The 19,572-nt window shown below is 62.5% G+C and carries 20 protein-coding genes and 1 tRNA gene; 8 read left to right on the forward strand and 13 right to left on the reverse strand.

What is annotated here, in order from left to right; translation table 11 throughout:
- Positions 1-290 precede the first annotated feature (290 nt).
- Positions 291-2,984 carry a mechanosensitive ion channel domain-containing protein gene (locus CEY11_RS13335; protein ID WP_088603892.1) on the forward strand — a complete coding sequence of 898 codons (2,694 nt, stop codon included), beginning with the start codon at positions 291-293 and terminating at the stop codon, positions 2,982-2,984.
- A gap of 123 nt (positions 2,985-3,107) precedes the next feature.
- Here the strand turns inward: CEY11_RS13335 and CEY11_RS13340 are convergent, their stop codons facing one another.
- The 5 genes from CEY11_RS13340 to hemA all read right to left on the reverse strand — a co-directional run bounded on the left by CEY11_RS13340 (position 3,108) and on the right by hemA (position 7,442).
- On the reverse strand, positions 3,108-3,692 hold the full coding sequence (locus tag CEY11_RS13340; RefSeq protein ID WP_088603893.1) for a UbiX family flavin prenyltransferase: 585 nt from the start codon (positions 3,690-3,692) through the stop codon (positions 3,108-3,110).
- Between the two features lie 45 nt (positions 3,693-3,737).
- Complete coding sequence (grxD, locus tag CEY11_RS13345; protein WP_088603894.1) at positions 3,738-4,064, reverse strand: Grx4 family monothiol glutaredoxin; 327 nt, start codon at positions 4,062-4,064, stop codon at positions 3,738-3,740.
- 107 nt (positions 4,065-4,171) lie between these two features.
- Positions 4,172-4,993, reverse strand: coding sequence for a peptide chain release factor N(5)-glutamine methyltransferase (prmC, locus tag CEY11_RS13350; RefSeq protein ID WP_088603895.1), 822 nt, complete (start codon positions 4,991-4,993; stop codon positions 4,172-4,174).
- Positions 4,990-6,069: a peptide chain release factor 1 gene (gene prfA / locus CEY11_RS13355; protein WP_088603896.1), complete on the reverse strand. Its 1,080-nt coding sequence runs from the start codon at positions 6,067-6,069 to the stop codon at positions 4,990-4,992. The genes prmC and prfA overlap by 4 nt, the downstream gene beginning before the upstream one ends.
- Before the next feature lie 98 nt (positions 6,070-6,167).
- Positions 6,168-7,442 (reverse strand): glutamyl-tRNA reductase, encoded by a 1,275-nt coding sequence (gene hemA, locus CEY11_RS13360; RefSeq protein ID WP_088604033.1) that lies wholly within the window; start codon positions 7,440-7,442, stop codon positions 6,168-6,170.
- Between the two features lie 416 nt (positions 7,443-7,858).
- Between hemA and CEY11_RS13365 the strand changes: the two genes are divergently transcribed.
- From CEY11_RS13365 to CEY11_RS13380, 4 genes are all read left to right on the forward strand, one after another.
- Positions 7,859-7,934 (forward strand) — tRNA-Phe (locus CEY11_RS13365).
- A 78-nt stretch (positions 7,935-8,012) separates the two neighbouring features.
- Positions 8,013-8,555, forward strand: a complete 543-nt coding sequence (rhuM, locus tag CEY11_RS13370) for a RhuM family protein (RefSeq protein WP_233154866.1) — start codon at positions 8,013-8,015, stop codon at positions 8,553-8,555.
- Between the two features lie 116 nt (positions 8,556-8,671).
- Positions 8,672-8,953: a ribbon-helix-helix domain-containing protein gene (locus CEY11_RS13375; protein ID WP_088603897.1), complete on the forward strand. Its 282-nt coding sequence runs from the start codon at positions 8,672-8,674 to the stop codon at positions 8,951-8,953.
- The gene (locus tag CEY11_RS13380; protein WP_088603898.1) at positions 8,950-9,270 is read left to right on the forward strand and encodes a type II toxin-antitoxin system RelE/ParE family toxin; all 321 of its coding nucleotides are present in this window, start codon (positions 8,950-8,952) and stop codon (positions 9,268-9,270) included. The genes CEY11_RS13375 and CEY11_RS13380 overlap by 4 nt, the downstream gene beginning before the upstream one ends.
- A gap of 149 nt (positions 9,271-9,419) precedes the next feature.
- On the opposite strand, the gene CEY11_RS13385 is transcribed toward CEY11_RS13380, so the two are convergent.
- Both CEY11_RS13385 and CEY11_RS13390 read right to left on the reverse strand, forming a co-directional pair.
- Positions 9,420-9,941 carry a GNAT family N-acetyltransferase gene (locus tag CEY11_RS13385; protein WP_088603899.1) on the reverse strand — a complete coding sequence of 174 codons (522 nt, stop codon included), beginning with the start codon at positions 9,939-9,941 and terminating at the stop codon, positions 9,420-9,422.
- Entirely contained in the window at positions 9,938-10,219 is a 282-nt protein-coding gene (locus CEY11_RS13390) for a type II toxin-antitoxin system TacA family antitoxin (RefSeq protein WP_088603900.1), read from the reverse strand. Before CEY11_RS13390 ends, CEY11_RS13385 begins: the two co-directional genes overlap by 4 nt.
- 310 nt (positions 10,220-10,529) lie before the next feature.
- Between CEY11_RS13390 and CEY11_RS13395 the strand changes: the two genes are divergently transcribed.
- Positions 10,530-11,465 carry an NADP-dependent oxidoreductase gene (locus CEY11_RS13395; protein ID WP_088603901.1) on the forward strand — a complete coding sequence of 312 codons (936 nt, stop codon included), beginning with the start codon at positions 10,530-10,532 and terminating at the stop codon, positions 11,463-11,465.
- Positions 11,466-11,963: 498 nt separating this feature from the next.
- Here the strand turns inward: CEY11_RS13395 and CEY11_RS13400 are convergent, their stop codons facing one another.
- From CEY11_RS13400 to CEY11_RS13415, 4 genes are all read right to left on the reverse strand, one after another.
- Positions 11,964-12,932, reverse strand: coding sequence for a Bug family tripartite tricarboxylate transporter substrate binding protein (locus CEY11_RS13400; protein WP_158215309.1), 969 nt, complete (start codon positions 12,930-12,932; stop codon positions 11,964-11,966).
- Between the two features lie 75 nt (positions 12,933-13,007).
- Complete coding sequence (locus CEY11_RS13405; RefSeq protein ID WP_088603903.1) at positions 13,008-14,453, reverse strand: sulfatase-like hydrolase/transferase; 1,446 nt, start codon at positions 14,451-14,453, stop codon at positions 13,008-13,010.
- 13 nt (positions 14,454-14,466) lie between these two features.
- Positions 14,467-14,871 (reverse strand): FAD-binding oxidoreductase, encoded by a 405-nt coding sequence (locus tag CEY11_RS13410; protein ID WP_088603904.1) that lies wholly within the window; start codon positions 14,869-14,871, stop codon positions 14,467-14,469.
- Positions 14,872-14,977: 106 nt separating this feature from the next.
- Entirely contained in the window at positions 14,978-15,874 is an 897-nt protein-coding gene (locus CEY11_RS13415) for a LysR family transcriptional regulator (RefSeq protein WP_088603905.1), read from the reverse strand.
- Between the two features lie 302 nt (positions 15,875-16,176).
- Here CEY11_RS13415 and CEY11_RS13420 point away from each other — a divergent pair, with 302 nt between their 5' ends.
- Positions 16,177-16,584, forward strand: a complete 408-nt coding sequence (locus tag CEY11_RS13420) for a GFA family protein (protein WP_088603906.1) — start codon at positions 16,177-16,179, stop codon at positions 16,582-16,584.
- 123 nt (positions 16,585-16,707) lie between these two features.
- On the opposite strand, the gene CEY11_RS13425 is transcribed toward CEY11_RS13420, so the two are convergent.
- Together CEY11_RS13425 and CEY11_RS13430 are read right to left on the reverse strand one after the other, a co-directional pair.
- Complete coding sequence (locus CEY11_RS13425) at positions 16,708-17,682, reverse strand: Bug family tripartite tricarboxylate transporter substrate binding protein (protein WP_088603907.1); 975 nt, start codon at positions 17,680-17,682, stop codon at positions 16,708-16,710.
- Positions 17,683-17,725: 43 nt separating this feature from the next.
- Positions 17,726-18,085 carry a hypothetical protein gene (locus tag CEY11_RS13430; protein ID WP_143322829.1) on the reverse strand — a complete coding sequence of 120 codons (360 nt, stop codon included), beginning with the start codon at positions 18,083-18,085 and terminating at the stop codon, positions 17,726-17,728.
- Positions 18,086-18,255: 170 nt separating this feature from the next.
- Between CEY11_RS13430 and CEY11_RS13435 the strand changes: the two genes are divergently transcribed.
- A complete protein-coding gene (locus CEY11_RS13435) occupies positions 18,256-19,050 on the forward strand; it encodes an IclR family transcriptional regulator domain-containing protein (RefSeq protein ID WP_088603909.1) in 795 nt (264 codons plus the stop codon).
- The last annotated feature ends 522 nt before the right edge of the window (positions 19,051-19,572 follow it).

The following is a 19,572-nucleotide window of genomic DNA, read 5'->3' on the forward strand; positions in this document are numbered from 1 at the left end:
AATACGAAAAGTACGGCAACGCCCTTATTTTTTGATCGCGAATCCGTATAAAAGAAATGCTGCCGCAAAGCCTTCCCGCCTGACAGCACCGGAGCCACGGTGTTACCCTGTAGCTGAAGCCACCGCGCCGGGGCCTGCGGCCCCTACCGGCATGCCGGTGCGCGCGACCCATCGCCGCTCATCAAAGCGGCGCCGCAACCCGGCCGCCCGAGCCGGCGGCCACGACAAGCCGAGCCAAGCATGTTCCGCCGCCAAACCCCAATCAGGAGGAAGAATTAGTGATCGTAGACATGACTCAAAACCATGACACGAGCACCCCGTCCACATATCTACAGCACTGCACAATAGCAATAATTCTGGCGCTGCTAGCCGCCCTCGCGTGGGCGGCCCCTTCGGCGCGCGCCAGCCCCGCCGGCTACTCCCCGGCGCAAGCGGCCGCGGCACAGGCGGCAAGCGCGCCGGATGCGGCACCGGCGCCCGCGCCGCAAGACGTCGCCCCCTCATATGCCGCCCTGGCCGACCTGCTGGCAAACAGCCAGACCCGCGCGCAGATCATCGAACAGCTGCGCACCCTGGCCGCCGGGCATGGGCAGGCCGCAGCGCATGCCGGCCGCAGCCCGGCTTCGAACCACGCATCGGCCCAGGCGTCGAGCCAGACACCAGACCAGGCCGCGCACCAGGCACCAGCCTCTGGCCCGGCAGGCCGGACGGCAAGCCCGGCCGCGGGCACGCCGCCACAGGCCGCCCAGACATCGCGGGCCGGCCGCGCGGACGGATCGGGCGCCGGCACCACCGCACAGAAACTGGCCACCGGCATCGAACGATTCACGGACGAGCTGGCCGGCAATCTCGCGGGCACCGCGGCCGCGGCCCGAGCATTGCTCAGCGGCCACGCCGACTTCAGCAGCCTGAACAAATGGCTGCCGGCCCTGAACCTCCTGGCCGCCGCCATCATCGCCACCCTGATCGCCTATCTGATCCTGCGCATCGCGGCGGGGCGCGGCTTTGCGCGCCTGGACGCCTGGATACTGAGCGCCGAACAGCCCGCGGCGCAAGCCGCAGCTGCGACAGCGGCGGCAAGCGCAGCGACCGCCGCTGCTGCGCCCGCCACTCCGGGGCCTGCGGCATCGCCGACACAAGCCGCGCGACAGGCCGGCCAGGCTCCGGATGCGGCCGGCCAGCCCGGCAGACGCAGCGCAGGCGGCGCCCCTTCCGGCCGCCTGCGGCGCTTCGCCGCGCTGGCTCCCGGCCGCAAGCTGCTGGGCGTGCTCGCAGCACTGGTCATAGACCTGGCCGCCACGCTGCTGGCGGCCCTGGCCGCCTACGTCGCCGTGCTGGCGCTGGCCGGCTCCGCGCCCGGGCTGTCGCTGTTCGCGGTGCAGTTCCTGACTGCCTTCGTGCTGGTGGAAAGCGTCAAGGCACTGTCGCGCGGCGTCTTCGCCACCCGCTATCCCAAGCTGCGGCTGCTGCCGCTGTCCTCGCCCACCGCCGGCTACTGGAACCGCTGGCTCGCGGTGCTGATCTCGCTGACCGGCTATGGCCTGCTGCTGGTGGTGCCGGTGGCCGACGCCCTGTTCCCGAGCGCAGTGGGCCGCCTGCTGGGCCTGCTTATCATGCTGTTCGTCTATGTGCACGCCATGCGGGTCATCTGGAAAAACCGCCGCGCGGTCCGGGCCGGCCTGATGCAGCAGGCGGAACAGTCCAGTGCCGCGGTGTTCGGCACCCTGACCCGGGTGCTGGCGCGCACCTGGCACTACATTGCACTGGCCTACTTCACGACCCTGTTCGTCGTCAGCCAGATCCACCAACAAGAGGCGCTGGCCTTCATGACGCGAGCCACCGTGCAGTCGCTGGCCGCCATACTGCTGGGCCTGCTGGCCTCGGTCATCCTGTCCTCGCTGCTGGCGCGCCGCATACGCCTGCCCGACGAATGGCGCCGCACCCTGCCCCTGCTGGAAGACCGGATCAATGCCTACGTACCGGCCCTGCTCAAGACGCTGCGGCTGCTGATCCTGCTGCTGGCGACGCTGGTGGTGCTGGACGCGTGGCATGCGTTCAACCTGGTGGCCTGGGTCGAGTCGGAGTCCGGCCACGCCGCGATCGCCATGCTGCTGCACGTAGGCATCATTCTGGTGCTGGCCGCCCTGGCATGGACTATTCTCGCCAGCATCATCGAGCACCGGCTGGGTGCCTCGGGCGGCCGCCGCCCGAGCGAACGCGAAAAGACCCTGCTGATGCTGTTCCGCAATGCCGCCGCCGTGATCATCGCCACCATGACGCTGCTGATCGTGCTGTCGCAGATCGGCATCAACATCGGGCCGCTGATCGCCGGCGCCGGCGTGGCGGGGCTGGCCATAGGGTTCGGCGCGCAGAAGCTGGTGCAGGACGTCATCACCGGCGTCTTCATCCAGCTGGAAAACGGCATGAATCAGAACGACGTGGTCGAACTGTGCGGCCTGTTCGGCACCGTGGAGAAGATCACCATACGCTCGGTGGTGATACGCACGCTGGACGGCGGCTACCACCTGATCCCCTTCTCGACCATAGACCGTCTCACCAACCACACGCGCGACTACGGCTATCACTACGGCGAATACAACATCGCGCACCGCGAAAGCGTGGACGAAGCCATCAAGCAGCTGGAGAACGCCTTCCGCGACCTGATGCAAGATCCGGTGCTGGCGCCGGAAATACTGGGGGACATCGACATCCCCGGCGTCACCGGACTGACCGAGAAGGGCTTCACCATCCGCGTGCTGATCAAGACCACGCCGGGCAACCAATGGGCGGTGCAGCGCGGCTTCAATCGCCGGGTCAAGCAGTATTTCGACGCGGCCGGCATCGAAATGCCCTACCCGCAAACCGTGGTGCATTTTGGCCGCGACAAGCGCGGCTATGCCTCGCCGGCCGATGTGCGTGTAGTGGATTCGCTGCGCGAAGTCGCCGGCATCGTGCCCGCGCCGGGGCAGACACCGGCGGCGTAGGGTGAACACGAACCGCCGCAGGATGGGGCAAGCGGCCCGCTGAATGACGGTCTGGGTGACAGCCCGGAAGCGGCCGGTACGGGCATCAGCGCCGCGGCCGCGATAATGCCGGCGCGGGGCCCGTCAGCCGCCCGGGCCCTGCATGCCTTCCCAGTGCGGGCCGGGCACGGCGATGTCGAACAGCTCCAGCACCCTGGCGACGGTGTGGTCGACCATCTCGTCCAGCGTCTTGGGGTGATGGTAGAAGGCCGGCAGCGGCGGGAAGATGATGCCGCCCATTTCCGTAACCGCCGTCATATTGCGCAAGTGCGCCAGGTTCAGCGGCGTCTCGCGCACCATCAGCACCAGGCGCCGGCGCTCTTTCAGGGTGACGTCGGCGGCGCGCGTGATCAGGTTGTCCGACAGGCCGTGGGCCACCGCGGCCAGCGTGCGCATCGAGCAGGGCACGATGACCATGCCGGCCGTGGCGAAGCCGCCGCTGGCCAGCGCCGAGCCGACGTCGCGAAAACTATAGACGTGATCGGCCAGCGCGTGCAGGTCGGCCCGCCCCAGCCCCAGCTCGTACTTGATGTTCAATACGCCCGACGGGGAAATCACCAGATGCGATTCGACCTCGGGCAAGCCGCGCAGCGCTTGCAGCATGCGCTGCGCATAGATGACGCCCGTAGCCCCCGTGACGCCGATTACCAGCCGACGGCGCGCGGTCATGGGCAGCGGCCGCCCGCCAGGGCCACGCTACCGGCCGCCATGGCCTCAGGCAAGCGCGCCGACCTCTTTGAGCGTGGTGAGCAGTTCACCGTTTTCGCTCATTTCGGCCAGGATGTCGGAGCCGCCGATGAACTGGCCGCCCACGTACAGCTGCGGGATGGTCGGCCAGTTGGAATATTCCTTGATGCCCTGGCGCACCTCGTCGTCTTCCAGCACATTGACGGTCACCAGCTTGGTGACGCCGGCGGCCTTCAGGATCTGGATGGCGCGGCCCGAAAAGCCGCACTGCGGGAACTGCGCCGTCCCCTTCATGAACAGCACGACCGGGTTCTCGGTCACGGTATTACGGATGAACTCTTGCACGTCGCTCATGATGCTCTCGCTTGCTGGTAAGTGAATTTCCACTGAAATACGGTATGGCGTTTCAGCCGGCTGGCCCGGCCCCGCCCTGAACGGCGAAGCCTGCACCAGCCCTATGGTCAATTGATTATAGAGCCGCCGGACACCCGCTCGATGCCGGCCAGATCCTTGCGGCTGGCAATCCGCCCGAAGCCGGCCGCAGCCAGCAGGCCGCGCACCGCCTGCGCCTGATCCCAGCCGTGCTCCATCCATAGCTGTCCGCCCGGCGCCAGGCGTTCCGGCGCGCCGGCCGCGATGGCGGCCAGCGCCCGCAGGCCGTCGGCTCCGTCGGTCAACGCCGCTTGCGGCTCGTAGCGCAAATCCCCTTGCGCCAGATGCGCGTCATGGCGCGCAATATAGGGGGGATTCGAGACGATGAGGTCAAAAACCCTGCCGGCAGCCAGGGCTTGGTACCAGTCGCCGGAACAGAACTCGACCCGCGCCCCCAGGCGCTGCGCATTGCCGGCGGCCACTTCCAGCGCGGCCGCGCTGGCATCGGTGGCCACCACCTGCGCGCCCGGGCAGGCCAGCGCGACGGACACGGCGATGGAGCCGCTGCCCGTGCCCAGATCAAGCACACGCGGCGCTTCACTGCCGCCCAGCGCCTCGATCGCGACTTCCACCAGTAGCTCGGTGTCGGGGCGCGGGATCAGCACCGAGGGGGTAATCGTGAATTCGTGGCCCATGAACTCGCGCCGCCCCAGCAAATAGGCCATGGGCCGCCCGTTGCGGCGCTGCTGCGCCAGATCCAAGTAGCGCGCCACCGCCTGCGGCGCCAGGGGCTCGTCGTCATGGGCGATCAGCCAGGCGCGCGGCACTTGCAGCACGTGCTCGAGCAGCATGCGGACTTCCAGCCCCGGCAGGCCGCTGACGGCCATCAGCGCCCTGACGGTCTGCTTCATTCCTCGCCCAGGGCCGCAAGCTGCTCGGCCTGGTGCTCGGCCAGCAGCGCGCCGGTCAGCTCGTCCAGGTCGCCGTCCATGATCTGCTGCAGCTTGTACAGCGTCAGGTTGATGCGGTGATCGGTCACCCGCCCCTGCGGGAAATTGTAGGTGCGGATGCGCTCGGAACGGTCGCCCGAACCCACCAGGCTCTTGCGCTGCGCCGCCTCTTTATTGTGCTGCTCGCGCTGCTGCTTGTCCTTCAGGCGCGCCGCCAGCACCTGCATGGCCTTGTCCTTGTTGCGGTGCTGCGAGCGGTCGTCCTGGCATTCCACCACCAGGCCGGTGGGCAGGTGCGTGATACGCACCGCCGAATCGGTCTTGTTGATGTGCTGGCCGCCCGCGCCGCTGGCGCGGAACGTGTCGATGCGCAAGTCCGAGGGGTTGATCACGATGTCGGTCTGTTCATCGGCCTCGGGCAGCACCGCCACCGTGCAGGCCGAAGTGTGGACGCGGCCCTGCGCCTCGGTCTCGGGCACGCGCTGCACCCGGTGCGCGCCCGACTCGAACTTCAGCCGCCCATATACCCCGTCGCCCTCGATGCGCGCAATCACTTCCTTGTAGCCGCCCAGTTCCGAGCCGCTTTCGGACAGCAGCTCGACCCGCCAGCGCTGCCGCTCGGCATAGCGCATGTACATGCGCAGCAGGTCGCCCGAGAACAAGGCGCTTTCATCGCCGCCCGTACCGGCGCGGATTTCCAGGAACACACTGCGGCTGTCGTCCGGGTCGCGCGGCAGCAACAACACCTTGAGCTGCTCGTCCATGTTTTCCAGCCGCTCTTTGCCGATACGCAGCTCTTCTTCGCCCAGCGCCTTCATTTCCGGATCGCCCAGCATTTCCTGCGCCGCCTGCACGTCGCCCTCGACACCGACATAAGCATTGAAGGCCTGCACCACCGGATCCAGCTCGGCGCGCTCGCGCGACAGCTTGCGAAAGCGTTCCATATCTCCGGCGATGTCCGGCTCAGCCAGCATGGCATCGACTTCGACCAGGCGGCGGGCAAGCTGCTCCAACCGGTTGCGCACGGAACTTTTCATAGCATCGGGAAAGACAAAGAGAGGGGAAACAAGACTAGGCGAAACCTACAGGAATGCCGGCAACCGGGCGACCGGCGCCGACGGCGCGGTGAGCGCAGCTAACGCCGGTTCTGGGCGTTGGGCAGCAGGCGCGGCAGCAAGGCCAGCAACTGCTCGCGCTCGGCGCCCTGGCTTTGATTGAGCGTGGCCAGCGGGCCGTGCAGATACTTCTGGGTGAGGCCATGGGCCAGCTGCTCGAGCACCTGCTCGGCCGACTCGCCGCGCGCCAGCATGCGGCGGGCTCGTTCCAGTTCCGCCAAGCGCACCTGGTCGGCGGCCTGGTGCAGATCGACGATGGCCGGCACAATCTCGCGATTGTGCAGCCAGTGCATGAAATTCTGCACCCGGGTCTCGATGATGGCCTCGGCCTGCACCACCGCCGCGCGGCGCGCGTCGGTGCCGCTTTGCACCATGCGGCCCAGGTCGTCGACCGTATACAGATAGACATCGCCCAGGCGCCCCACTTCGGTCTCGATATCGCGCGGCACGGCCAGGTCGACCATCACCATGGGGCGGTGGCGGCGCAGGCGCGTAGCCCTTTCCACCATCCCCAGGCCGAGGATGGGCAAGGAGCTTGCCGTACAGGATACGATGACGTCGAATTCCGCCAGGCGCTCGGGCAAATCCGACAACTTCATGGTCTTGGCCATGAAGCGCGAGGCCAACTGCTCGCCCCGTTCCAGCGTGCGATTGGCCACCATCAGCTGCTTGGGGGTCAGCGCCGCGAAGTGCGTGGCACAAAGCTCGATCATCTCGCCCGCGCCTATGAACAGCACATTGGCCTGAGACAAGTCGCCGAACACGCGCTCGGCCAGGCGCACCGCGGCGGCAGCCATGGACACCGAATGCGCGCCGATCGCCGTCTGCGAGCGGACTTCCTTGGCCACCGAGAACGTACGCTGGAACAACTGGTGCAGCAAGGTGCCCAGCGCGCCCGCTTCATTGGCGGCGCGCACGGCCTCTTTCATCTGGCCCAATATCTGCGGCTCGCCCAGCACCATGGAGTCCAGCCCGCTGGCGACCCGGAACGCATGGCGCACGGCCTCGTTCTGCTGATATTGATACAGGTGCGGACGCAGACTGCCGGCCTCAAGCCGGTTGAAATCCGCCATCCAGGCGGGCAACTGCTCGGACACCTGCGGCTCGGCCGCACAGTAGATCTCGGTGCGATTACAGGTGGAAAGTATCGCCGCTTCCTTGACCGCCGGCCCGAAAGCCGAGCGCAGCCCGTCGAGCGCCGGCCGAAGCACCTCGAGCGGCATGGACACGCGCTCGCGCACCGACACCGGGGCGGAGACGTGATTCAAACCGAAAGTCAGGACGTCGACGGACATGGATTTCACAAGATGGGGGTGCCCCACCACAAGAAGCGATACGGGCAAGGCGCTTGGTGAGCCTGGCCCAGACAACCCTGGATTATAAACCTATGGAAACATTGTGGAGATTTTGGTAGTCAGGCGCCTGGGGCGGCGGCCGGCCTCTCCTTCCAAGCCCGGTGGTACGGCTTTCGCCATCGCATCGGTATGGCCCTTACTTCCTGGCCAAAAGGTCGTAGGCCAGCGCACCAGCGCAGGCTATGAGCCCCACCCCGCTTCCCGGTAGCGGGCACTTACTATATTCCGCCAAACCCTTGGCCTGGAGACCTGTACACAACCCCTCGGAGAGCGCCGCCAGGCACACAAGATTAATATAGGGACGGGCTCGCGAACAGCAAGGGCCATGATTTTCGTGTATGATTTCGCCTTTCTCTGGCCTGGTAGCTCAGTTGGTAGAGCAGCGGATTGAAAATCCGCGTGTCGGTGGTTCGATTCCGCCCCAGGCCACCAGTAAAATCAAACACTTAGGCCAACTCTTCGGAGTTGGCCTTTTTGTTTGGCTCTTCCCCATTTTCGGGGGATGAGGGCATGTGGCTGACGCAACGACAGATGGCGGCGCTGTTTGATACATCGTCCGACAACATCAGCCTGCACCTGAAGAACGTCTACGCCGAGGCGGAATTGGAGGAAGCAGCAACTACCGAGGATTTCTCGGTCGTTCAGGAGGAAGACGCACGCCGCGTGAGACGGCGGCTGAAGCACTATAACCTGGACGCCATTATCTCAGTGGGCTACCGGGTCAGTTCGGCGCGTGCCACGCAGTTTCGCCAATGGGCCACCCGCACCCCCAAGCAGCATCTGGTCGATGGCTACACGCTCAATCAGCGGCGCCTGCAAGAACGCGGCGTAGAGTTTGGACAGGCCGTCGAGCTGCTGTCGCGCACACTGGCCAATCGGGACTTGATCGCCCACGACGGCCAGGCCGTGCTGAGCGTGATTCAAGACTACGCCCGCAGTTGGAGCCTGCTCGCCCAGGCTATGACGAACAAAGCCTGGGCGAGCAGCATGCCCGTCAATCCGCGATGCAGGCGCTGGCGCTGGATGACGTGCTGGCGGCCATCGCACAGTTGAAGGCCGAACTCGTCGCCAAGGGAGAAGCCACGGAACTTTTAGGCCAAGTGCGCGGTTTGCTAGCCGCATGCAAAAAGCGTAGGATTTAATCCTACACTTTCCGAAAGAGAGCCACCATGCGCTCGACTCAACAATTCAGCATTACCTTGCCGAACGAAATGGCCGATGTGGTCAAGGCCAAGGTTGCCGCTGGCGAGTACGCCACCGAAAGCGAGGTCATCCGCGACGGCTTGCGCACGCTCCTGGCCCGCGATCGCGCCGTGGAAGCCTGGCTGCGCGAGCAGGTCGTCCCGGCGGCCCAGGCACTGAAAGACGCGCCCGAGCGTGCGCTGTCAGCCGATCAGGTGCTCGAGCACTTGGCCGCGAAGCGCCGCAGCCGCGCGAGCAAGACGGAGTGAGCTATGCCGTGCGGTTTGCGCCGCAAGCGCTGGCGCAGCTCGACGCCATCGAAACGTACATTGCGCACGCCGGCTCGCCGCGTACGGCCGCCCGCTACGTCGATGCCATCGTCGCCTATTGCGAGAGCCTGACGACGTTTCCGCAACGCGGCATCCCGCGCGACGATCTTCTGCCGGGGCTGCGCATCACGAATTATCGGCACAATGCCGTGATTGCCTTCATGATAGAGCCCGATATCGAAGCCGTGTCGATCATCGGCGTGTTCTATGGCGGACAGGATTACGAGTCCGTCCTGCCGGACTTGTCCGGCGAATAACCGTCTTTCGCCGCGCGGCGGCGCATATTGGGCCGCGTCCAGGCAGACGCAGCCCTGTCGTTGCCCGGCCTCCCTGGCTATATCCGGCTTCTTGTAGCCCGCCACGCGGTTCGCGAGTGTGAGACAGCAGCAGCCAGAAATACCCGAGTTCAAGAATCCTGCAATTGACGTATCGTCGCCATCGGCAGGAACAACCGCTGGGTATTGTTCGGAAAATCAATAAACCCGTATTTGCGATAGAACTTGGCGGCAGCAGCGTCTTTTGCATCCACGACCATAGCGTGTACCGCCATCACTTGTGTTGCAAGCAACGTGCGATACATCGCATCCATGAGCAGGAACTCGCCCAAGCCAGATCCCTGGGCATCATGATCGACGGCCAAGCGACCGAGCAGAACAGCCGGAACAGGATAGCGCGGCAATTTCCTGGCCTGCTCCACAGGCATTTCATCCCGCTGAAAGCTGGTCGCGCTCAGGCTGTAATAGCCGCAGATTGTTGTGGTTTCCGGCCGCACGGCTACAAAGACACGAGCGACATCACGCTTGATGTCCTGTGAGGCATGTTCTCGAAGGTAGCGGTCAAGTTCAGCAGCACCACAGGAGAAAGCGGTGCGATCATGTATCTTGCTATCAAGCGCCAAGACCTGCCATGATGATGGCATGACCGTCATTCACTCGCCTTTTGATACTTGGCAAACGCTTTACGTAACGCGGCATTGGGTGCGGGGGGACTGCTCAAAGCGTCATAAAACACCTTCCAATCTGCCGCTGACAGCGCAACGGCTTCGTTCTCGCGAATAACCTTTTCGGCTTCGGCCAAAGCCGTCGTCAGCACGAACTGACTCACCGTCTTATGACGGTAGTGCGCCGCGCGTTGAAGCACGGCCTTGGCCTCGGCGTTCAGGCGTACCTGAAGCCGATCATCTTTTGCTTCTACCGTGCTGGACATGGCAAACCTCCCGGAATAGATAGATTATTGTACTTCCAAATGGAGTACAATTAAAGATATGCTCTAGTCGTTGACACTCAGGTGCTACAGGCTCAGTATTTACATCTATCGGAGCTGTTACCTAAACTGTTCCCTCGGATTTCGTCATTTCTGAAAAGGTTCTTTATTCATGCTGGTTTACGCCCGCTTTGGGATCGTGTCCCAGGTAAAATCAGATACTTAGGCCAGCTTCTCGAAGTTGGCTTTTTGATATTCTGGGCTGTGCAGGCTAGAACCCCACCCAGCACAACGGCAAAAGGAACACGAGACCATGAAAGCTATTTATATCGAGCAATTCGGCGGGCCCGAAGTCGTCCAGTTCGGAGATCTGCCAGATCCAGCGCCTGGCCCCGGCCAGGTGCTCGTCGAGGTTCACGCGGCCAGTGTCAATGGAGCCGACTGGAAAGTGTGTGCCGGCACCTACGCTAGTCGAGGCAACCAATTCACGTTTCCTGTAATCATCGGTCGCGACTTCTCGGGCGTGGTCGGCGCAGTCGGAACTGGCGTCGACGATCTCAAAGTCGGCGACGAAGTCTTTGGCGTGCTCGAGGCGGGGCGCAATGGGACTTACGCAGAAAAGATCGTTGTTGGCGCAGCAATTATTGCCAAAAAGCCGGCAGGACTGTCTCACGTCAATGCCGCGGCCCTGGCTCTCATTGGCCTGACCGCAACAGCGGCAATCGAAAATTGCTTGAAGCTCCAGTCTGGCGAAACCATCCTTATCCAGGGTGGTGCGGGCGGCGTTGCCAGCATTGCCATCCAGATCGCAAAGCACCTGGGCGCTCGTGTCATCACTACGGCGAGCGGGCCGAACCAGCCCTATCTGCGCTCGCTGGGTGCAGATCAGGTCATCGACTACACCACTACTGACTTCACCACTGTCGTCAGCGGCTGCGATGCGGTGCTCGACACTGTGGGCGGCGACGTTGCTTTGCGTTCATTCAAGGTGCTCAAGCCGGGCGGACGCGCAGCCTTCATCGCTTCCGGGGCGCAGGCCCCCACGCCCGAACGCAGCGACGTGACATCGCTACGCCCCGCGGCCACTCGGGCGCGCGCTCCCCTGGAGCGCATTATGGAGCTGCATAAAGCCGGTGCCATCGCCGTACCCCCTATTAAAGAATATGCACTGTCCGACGCCGTCGAAGCCATTCGGATCAGCGCGGCGCGCCACCTTCAGGGCAAGCTGGTGATCAAAGTTCGCGACTGAGATCGGCACTCCCCCCTCGACAGGCGTTCACGAGAAGCGCGCAGAGGGCCACCGGCGACATTACGCCATAAGCGATAAGCCTGATCGGGGGAAGCGCCGCTTCGATGTGACGGCTTGCTGGCGTTCCGTAATCCGACAAGGGGGGATAGGCATGCGGCCCAGAATCGACATCAACCTCGGTATTCAAGACGGGCCCGTAACGGTCGAGATAGATCAGCAGCCTACGCGCCCAGCGTAAACCCATTGATGCCCCTCCATGCTCTTCGTATACACAGAGGAGCTCGGACACACAGGTCATCTCCCCGTCCACGGGCGTCAACGGAGCGCAAGAATCGTCCCTTCGCTCGGCCTCAATGCCAAACGAGCAGTAACGAGCTTTCTGGTTTTTAGAATGCCACTCGATCAGTGGCTCTCACTAAACACTCACGAACGCGTGAAATAATGAATGCCGCTGCCCCCCATTCATGATGTAGAGCCGAACTTCGCAACTCCTCATCCCTATGTTGCGCCGAGCTTCAGGACGGCGAGGATCTTGCGGTACCGCTCGATGTCCTCCGCGATGAACTTCGCCGAGCCCGCCTGCGACAGTGTCAAGGGCACAGCCCCATCCGCAGCGATGGTTCGCGCGACGCTGGAGTCTTTCAGGACTGCCTGCACTTCGGTGTGCATGCGCTGCACGGCTGCGCGCGGCATGCTTTTCGGCGCGAACACCGCTTGCCAGATCTCCACGTGCAGTTCGGGATACTGCTTCGACAATAGCGGCGCCTCGGCAATGCCCGGTGGCAAGTAGTCGCCCATGACCCCCAGCAGCCGCAGAGTTCCCTGGCGAAGCGACGGCACGGCGCCAGGCGTGCCGATCATGGCGAAGTCGATCTGGTTGGCAAGCAGCGCCGTGGTGATCTGGCTAGCGCCCTTGTATGGGATATGCAATGCCTTGATACCTAAGGTCTTGACCAGCAGCGCAGAGCCGAGATGGGTCACTGAGCCCACCCCAGTCGACCCGTAGTTCAGGCCGTCCGGCTTGGCCTTGGACAATTCGATGAGCTGCTCCAAGGTGCGAATGCGGCCGGAGCCCGGCACGACCAGCAGCAGGGGCGACTTGGTGATCATCGAGACGGCCACCAAGTCGCCCTCGATGCTGTAATTCAAGCCTTTGTACAGGGACGCGCTAATGGCAATGGAATTGGTCGTGAATAGCCACTTGGAATTGCTGTTGTCGTGGGCAACCAGCGCTGCCCCGATGTTCCCACCGGCGCCCGAGCGGTTGTCGACGATCACGGACGTGCCCAGCTTCAACCCCACCGTCTGCCCAAGGGCGCGCGCCAGCATGTCCGTGCCGCCGCCGGGCGTGTAGGGAACCACGAAAGTCTGGGGGCCCTGGGGCCAGTTGGCTGCGCGCGCGGGCATCACCCCGGCGAGCGTCAGCCCGGCCAGGGCCGTCATCATGTTGCGCCTGTTTCGATGCATGGGTTGTCTCCCCGTTGTTGCCATCACTGTTTGGGCGTGTGGCTAATGGATGTGATGAATCTGCCGAACTCGGCGTTACGGTCGCCCCGCGAAAACAGCGGCCCTTCCCGGCGCAGGCGTTGCGCCGAAACCGCCGCGTGCCACCACGGCCTCCGCGCCCCCGTGCTGGTCGACGAGCGCCTGCTGATCCTCCTTGGCGCGCCTGTCGGTGGCAACCGGATCGCAGATATCGAACAATGTGTCGGTGAGCGCCTTGCGAATGGCGGCGCATCCGGCATCGTCCGCCAAGTCCATCAGTTCCTCCGGGTCGGTCGCCAAGTCGAACAATTGGGACGGCGCATCGGCGTACCAGACCAGCTTCCACGTACCTTGCCGGATCATGAACGCAGCGCTGCGGGAACCGGCAGCGTGGTATTCGCTGAGGATTACGCGGGAGTCGTCTTTCGGCGCGTTCGCGATCCGCAGTAGCGACTTACCGCGCCACTGCGGATCCGGCGTCATTCCCAGCCAATCGGTCAAAGTTGGCGCAATGTCCAGGTGAGACACCGGTGTGGCGACAGTATCCCCGCCGGTTCGTTCGGGTGCGCGTATGATCAGCGGCACCGCCACCGATTCCTCGTACATCACCGACTTGCCCCACAGGCCCCGCGAACCGACGTTGTCACCGTGGTCGCTCGTGTATATCACCAGGGTTTCGCCACCGATTCCGGCTTCGTCCAGCGCGCCCAGGACTTGTCCGATCTGATGGTCGACGAAAGTACAGAGCCCCATGTAGGATGCGATCGCGATGCAGCGCTGGTCGTCGTCCTTGAAGTAATCGTCGAAGCGGAAGCAATCCCGCAGGGCGGCCACCCAAGGGTGCCGCGGCCACTCCTCGGGCTTGTGCAACTTCGGCAGAGCGACCTTGGCCGGGTCATAAAGCCGGTAGAACTCGGGGGGACAAATCAGTGGGAAATGCGGGGCGACAAACGAAACAAACAGTACCCAGGACTCGTCGGCATGCTTCCCTATCCAGTCGCAGGCTGCTGCCGCGATCGACCGGTCATAGGCGTTGTAATCACTTTCGCCCGGGCCGATGTCGGTCGCGAGCGCCCGGCTTTTGTGGCGGACGGGCAGCGGATCGCGGACGCAACCCAGTACATCGCCGACACCGTTCACCAAGTGCATTGGCAGTATCTGTTCGGTGAACCCGGTGTCGTCGCGCTCGTTCTTGTAGTGCAGCTTGCCGATGGAATAGGAGCTCAGGCCTCGGGCCGACAGCAGATGCCCCCAGCTCGGCATTCGGCCGTCATAGCCGAAAGCGTTGTCCCAGCAGGCCGTTTCGTGCACATAACGGCCCGTGGCAAACGCAGCGCGTGCCGGCACACAGATAGGCGAATTGCAATACGCGGCGGAGAACAGGGTACCCTGGCTGGCCAAGCGATCCAGGTTGGGCGTGTGTATGTTCGGGTTGCCCTGGCATCCGAGCATCTTAGTCGAGTGCTCGTCGGCCATTAGGATCAGTATGCGTCGATTTTCCATCGTGCAACTCGCTCTATGAAAAGTGAGGGACATTGGGAAGAACCCGATGCGGATTCATGATTAACCGGGGATCCAGGGCTTGCTTGATGGCCCGCATCATCCCAATCTCGGCCGCAGCTTTATAAGCTGACATCCAGCCCAGTTTCAGGCTGCCTATCCCGTGCTCGGCCGAGAACGTGCTGCCGGCTCGATGGGCCGACTCGTAGACACCATCCCGGATGTCGTCTTCGCGCTGCTGCAGATATGCGCGCGAGTCGAGCCCGGCCGGAGCATGCACGTTATAGTGCAAGTTACCGTCGCCGGGATGGCCGAATTTGGAAATGCGCACGCCGGGAGCGCATTGCGCCAGCCAAGCATCCGTGCGCTCGACGAATCCAGGAATGACCGAAATCGGCAAAGCGATATCGTGGGAGATCACCTACCCCTCCTGGGACGGTTTCAATTTGCCCATCTTATCAACAGGAACTGTCGCCAGTGATAACCAGACGGCTCGCGTCGATTCCGATTGGTTATAGGGCGAAAACCTAGGAGTGGAGCGAGTGTTCCAGCAGGATTTCGATCAGGCGATGTGCCAAGGGTGAGAGATAGGCGCCCTTACGATGAGCGATTCCGACCTGTCGTATCCAGACAGCCTGCTCCAGCGGCACGCTCGTCAATCCTCGGCCTGCCTCAGATCGCACTAGGCGCAGGCTCAGCACCGTCAGCAAATCCGTGTTCCGCACCAGGTTCAGCCGGTGCCCAATCGACGCGCTCCACTCGATGACGACATTGACCGGCGGCAAGCCCAGTTCGGCCACGCGCTCATCCAATCGCCTACGCGCTACCACACTGCGCCCGGGCAATATCCAACGCTCGGCGGCAATATCCCTGAAACTCAGGTTCGGCCTGCTCAGAATCGGGTGTCCCGCACGCAACCCCACGCACATTTCGTCAGGAAACAACGGTATTTGCTCCATCTCGGCATGCGCTCTATCCTCAAGGCCCGCGATGCAGAGATCGAGGTCGCCACGCCGCAACATATCGAACAAGGCATCGTTCAGGTGTGTGTGCACCTCCAAGCGTGCGCCGGGGCGCTGCGCGATAAGATCCGCACAGGCGGGGGAAAACAGCTCGTCCGCGAATTGCGGCGCCACGCCTACCCTGAGCTTGCCTGCCTGCCCTACCCGGATATCGTTCGCCTCGCGTACGACATCATCCATCGCGAGCGCTATGAGATGCACTCGTTCGAGAAACGACGCTCCCACGCGCGTCAGCGTCATGCCTTTTGCGGAACGTTCGAATAAAGGAAGACCCAGATCCTGTTCCAGCCGCTGGATGCCCTTCGTCAAAGCCGGCTGGGTAACACCCAGCCGATGCGCTGCACGTCCGACACTTGATTCGTCGGCGACGGCGAGAAAGTAGCGCAAGTTCTCGAGGCGCATGGTCGCTCTCGTTTAGTTGTGAAGTGTCAAGAGATTGTATCCACCTAGGTTGTGTGGTGCTCTAATTTCTATAGACACTCTGATAGGCCGACAATCTGCCTATCGAGGATACAGAGATGAAAATACGGCGGAAATTCGACGCGGCCTTCAAGCAGGAAGTCGTGGGCAGACAGCGATTCCGCCGGACTCGCCGAGCGCTCGACCGTTAAAAAGAGCAGCGGCGCCCGGTGGAATTCAGAGATAAGATGGCGTATGGTCGGTCGACAACTTCAAGCCATTCCGTGGCTGCTTAGGAGACAGCAATGAAAGTGCAAGGGCAATGTCACTGCGGCGCAATTCGCTACGAAGCAGAGGTTCAACCCGGCTCGATGCGGATTTGCCACTGCCTCGACTGCCAGATTATGTCGGGTTCGGCGTTCCGCACGAACATCACTGCGCCGGCCGAAACGTTCCGTTTGCTGCAAGGCAAGCCGCGCCACTATGCGAAGACTGCCGACAGCGGCGCGCAGCGAGTAACTGGCTTTTGCGAGGAGTGCGGCACACAGCTCTATGCGACCGACCCCGGCACGCCGAAGCGTTATTCGCTGCGGGTCGGCACTCTGGCGCAGCGCGACCAGGTGGGCCGTCCACAGGCGCAAATCTGGACGCGCCGCCGTGTTGGCTGGATGCCGCCGCTCGACGGCGTTGGAGAAACCGAAGGGCAACCGTAGCCTTCTTTCCTGGCTCGTCCTTCTTTCCAGGCTTTTATTGCCTGGAGTTGCACCGTTCCCGTGTGGCGCAAGGCCCGCACTCGCCGCACCGTTTTGACAAGCTCATCCCGTCTCAGGCCTCCGTCAGTCGTTCGCCTTCAGCCCGGCTGCTTTGACCACGGCCGACCATTTCTTGATCTCGCTGGGCACGAAGTCTTGCAGGCTTGCAGGAGTGGAGTCGTCGACAACCTCTACGCCCAAGCGATCGAGTTTCTTGCGAATGGCCGGATCCTTGGCAACGCGATTGATCTCGGTATTCAGTCGCTGCACAATCGCGGGAGGTGTACCGCGCGGGGCGAAAAACATATTCCATGTGTACGCCTCGAACCCGGGCAAGCCGCTCTCGGAGACGGTCGGAAGCTCCGGCAGCGCATGAGCGCGCTGCAAAGTGGCTGTCGCGATGCCTCGCACCGTACCGGCGCGTATATGTCCGGCAGCGCCTCCCACACCCTCGCAAAGAGCACTGATGTGTCCGCCGAGGAGATCCGTGAACGCTGGGCCAGTGCCCCGGTAAGGCACGTGCGTGAAGTCGGTAATTCCGGCGCGATATTTGAACAGTTCGAAACACATGTGGCTGATCCCACCGTAGCCGGACGACCCGAACCGATACTTCCCTGGGTGTTCCTTAAGTTCCTTGATCAGAGTCTTGACGTTCGTCGCTGGCAAGACTTTCGGATTCACGACGATGACCATTGGAACTTTGACCGCCAAAGCCACAGGAGCAAAATCGCGCACGGCATCATAGGAGAGCTTGCGACCCAATGCGGGATGCAGGGCGTGAGTGCTGATGACGCCAAGCAGCAACGTATAGCCGTCCGCTGGAGCCTTCGCGACGATCTCTGTGCCAATGATGCCGGAAGCGCCCGCGCGATTGTCCACGATGACCGGGGTTCCTAGGTATTCCGAAAGTTTGCTTGCGTAGATGCGGCCGACTTCATCCGTCGGCCCACCTGCCGCATAGGCGATCACCAGGCGTATCGGCCTGTCGGGATAAGTGTCTTTCCCGTACGCCTGCGAGAAGGTGAGCGCGAGCAGCGCCGCCGCGATGAATGTTCGCATGATTTAGTCTCCTCCGATGTTGTTTGCCTACCTGTAAGATCTCTTATCCGCTGGCCGTCTCCGCGCCCCCGTCGAAACAGCCAGCCTCGATGCATAAGTTGCTTGTCTGGGCGGCGGTCAGTTTGAGGGAGAAAAGCGGACGCCACCCGCCCTGCCGCATATCGTGCGAGAGGACAAACCGGTACCTATTGGGAAGAACGCCTTGCCCACTCGTTTTGAGGCAAGCGCCGGATCCCTCGAAATACCTTTTGAGAGCACGTCTGCCCCAGAAGTGGTTGCCCTCCCTGCATGCGACAAGGCTCTTGACATCGCCATTCCTCTTCCGGCCGTCAATGACATCGGCGGGCTGCTTCTCACCGCAGAATAGCGATGCGTTGTGCTTGCCCAGGCTGTTCAGCATCATGGCCGCCATTTCCGCCTGAAGGCCTACACGATACGTCACAAATTCATATGGGCATTTCTTCAAAATAGCCTCTTGAATATTGTTCGCATTGCGCACTATATGTACGTTGTGCGAACAGTATATCTGGGCTATACCAGGGCGTCAACGGACGCGATGATATAATGCGCGCCATGCGCACAACGGATGAACAAGCGGTCGGCGAGTCGTGGATACGGGATCACGTGCAGTCGCTTGAGCGGGGCCTGGCAGTGATCTGTTGCTTGGGAACCAGCAAAGAAATGACCCTGACCCAAGTCGCGGAAGCAACCGCGATCACTCGTGCGGCCGCTCGGAGATTTCTTCTCACTCTGGAGCGTCTGGGCTATGTGGGCCGGACTGATCGAGGTTATCGTCTGCTGCCGCGAACCTTAGAGCTTGGGTACGCCTATCTCTCGTCTCAGGAACTGCCTCAGATTGCTCAGCCCTATCTCCAGCAGCTTGCATCGGAACTGGACGAATCCTGCGGCGTGTCTGTGCTTGATCAGGACGCCATCCTGTACATTGCACGCGTCACGGTGAGCCGCCTGGTTGGCGCCAATCTGCGCGCAGGCTCGACACTCCCCGCATACTGCACGGCGGCGGGACGCATTCTATTGGCAGCGTTGGGCCCGTCGGAACTCGCAAACTACTTGAAGCGCGCAAAGCTGGAGCCACGCGCACCACACACCATCACGGATCCAAAGGTGCTCGCGGGTGAGATCGAGGTCGCGCGCACGCAAGGCTGGTACTTGATCGACCAGGAAATCGAGCACGGGATACGCTCCGTGGCCATGCCGATTCGTGACACATCGGGCAAGACCATCGCCGCGGTGAATGTCAGCTCATACTCGACGCGCGTCAGCCTCACACAGCTCCACCGCAAATTCCTACCTCGTATCCGGCAAACGGTGGAAAAGATCGAGGCAGAGCTACACAGCCACCGCTGAGCCGCCCAGCCCGCCGGCCTACTCGCCTGCGATAGCTGGATAACATACGGCCTCGAACCAAACCACTACCCCCTTTGGCTGTTTAACCGACTGCCGCCGGCCAGCATGGCGGAGAACTGCGCCGTGCCGCTCCCTTGAAATATGCCAGCGCCGCCCAAGCACACGCAGCCTTGAGTCGATAAGAATTATCCGCTGCCCGACATACCCACGCGCCCCAACGTTAATAAGAACCGGCAAGTGGCAAGGCGAGTATTACGGGTGAACTTGCACTATTCGGGCAACGGTCAACCCAGACCTCACCCCATGACGCAGATCATAGCCAAATCGCGTTCTAGTGATTGAACGCGGCCACGAATCTTACCCAACCTATTTCTTCCGCCGCTTCTCTCGTCACTAGCCGCACTTGCTCTCGAATAGAAAGTGAGCGCTGGGGTTTTACTTGACACCACGTCTTGGGGAATTGTACATTATGTACGCATTGCGAATATATTGTGCGCTATGCGATCATATAGAAAAATATTA

The sequence above is a fragment of the Candidimonas nitroreducens genome (genome assembly GCF_002209565.1).
Lineage (GTDB): Bacteria > Pseudomonadota > Gammaproteobacteria > Burkholderiales > Burkholderiaceae_B > Candidimonas > Candidimonas nitroreducens.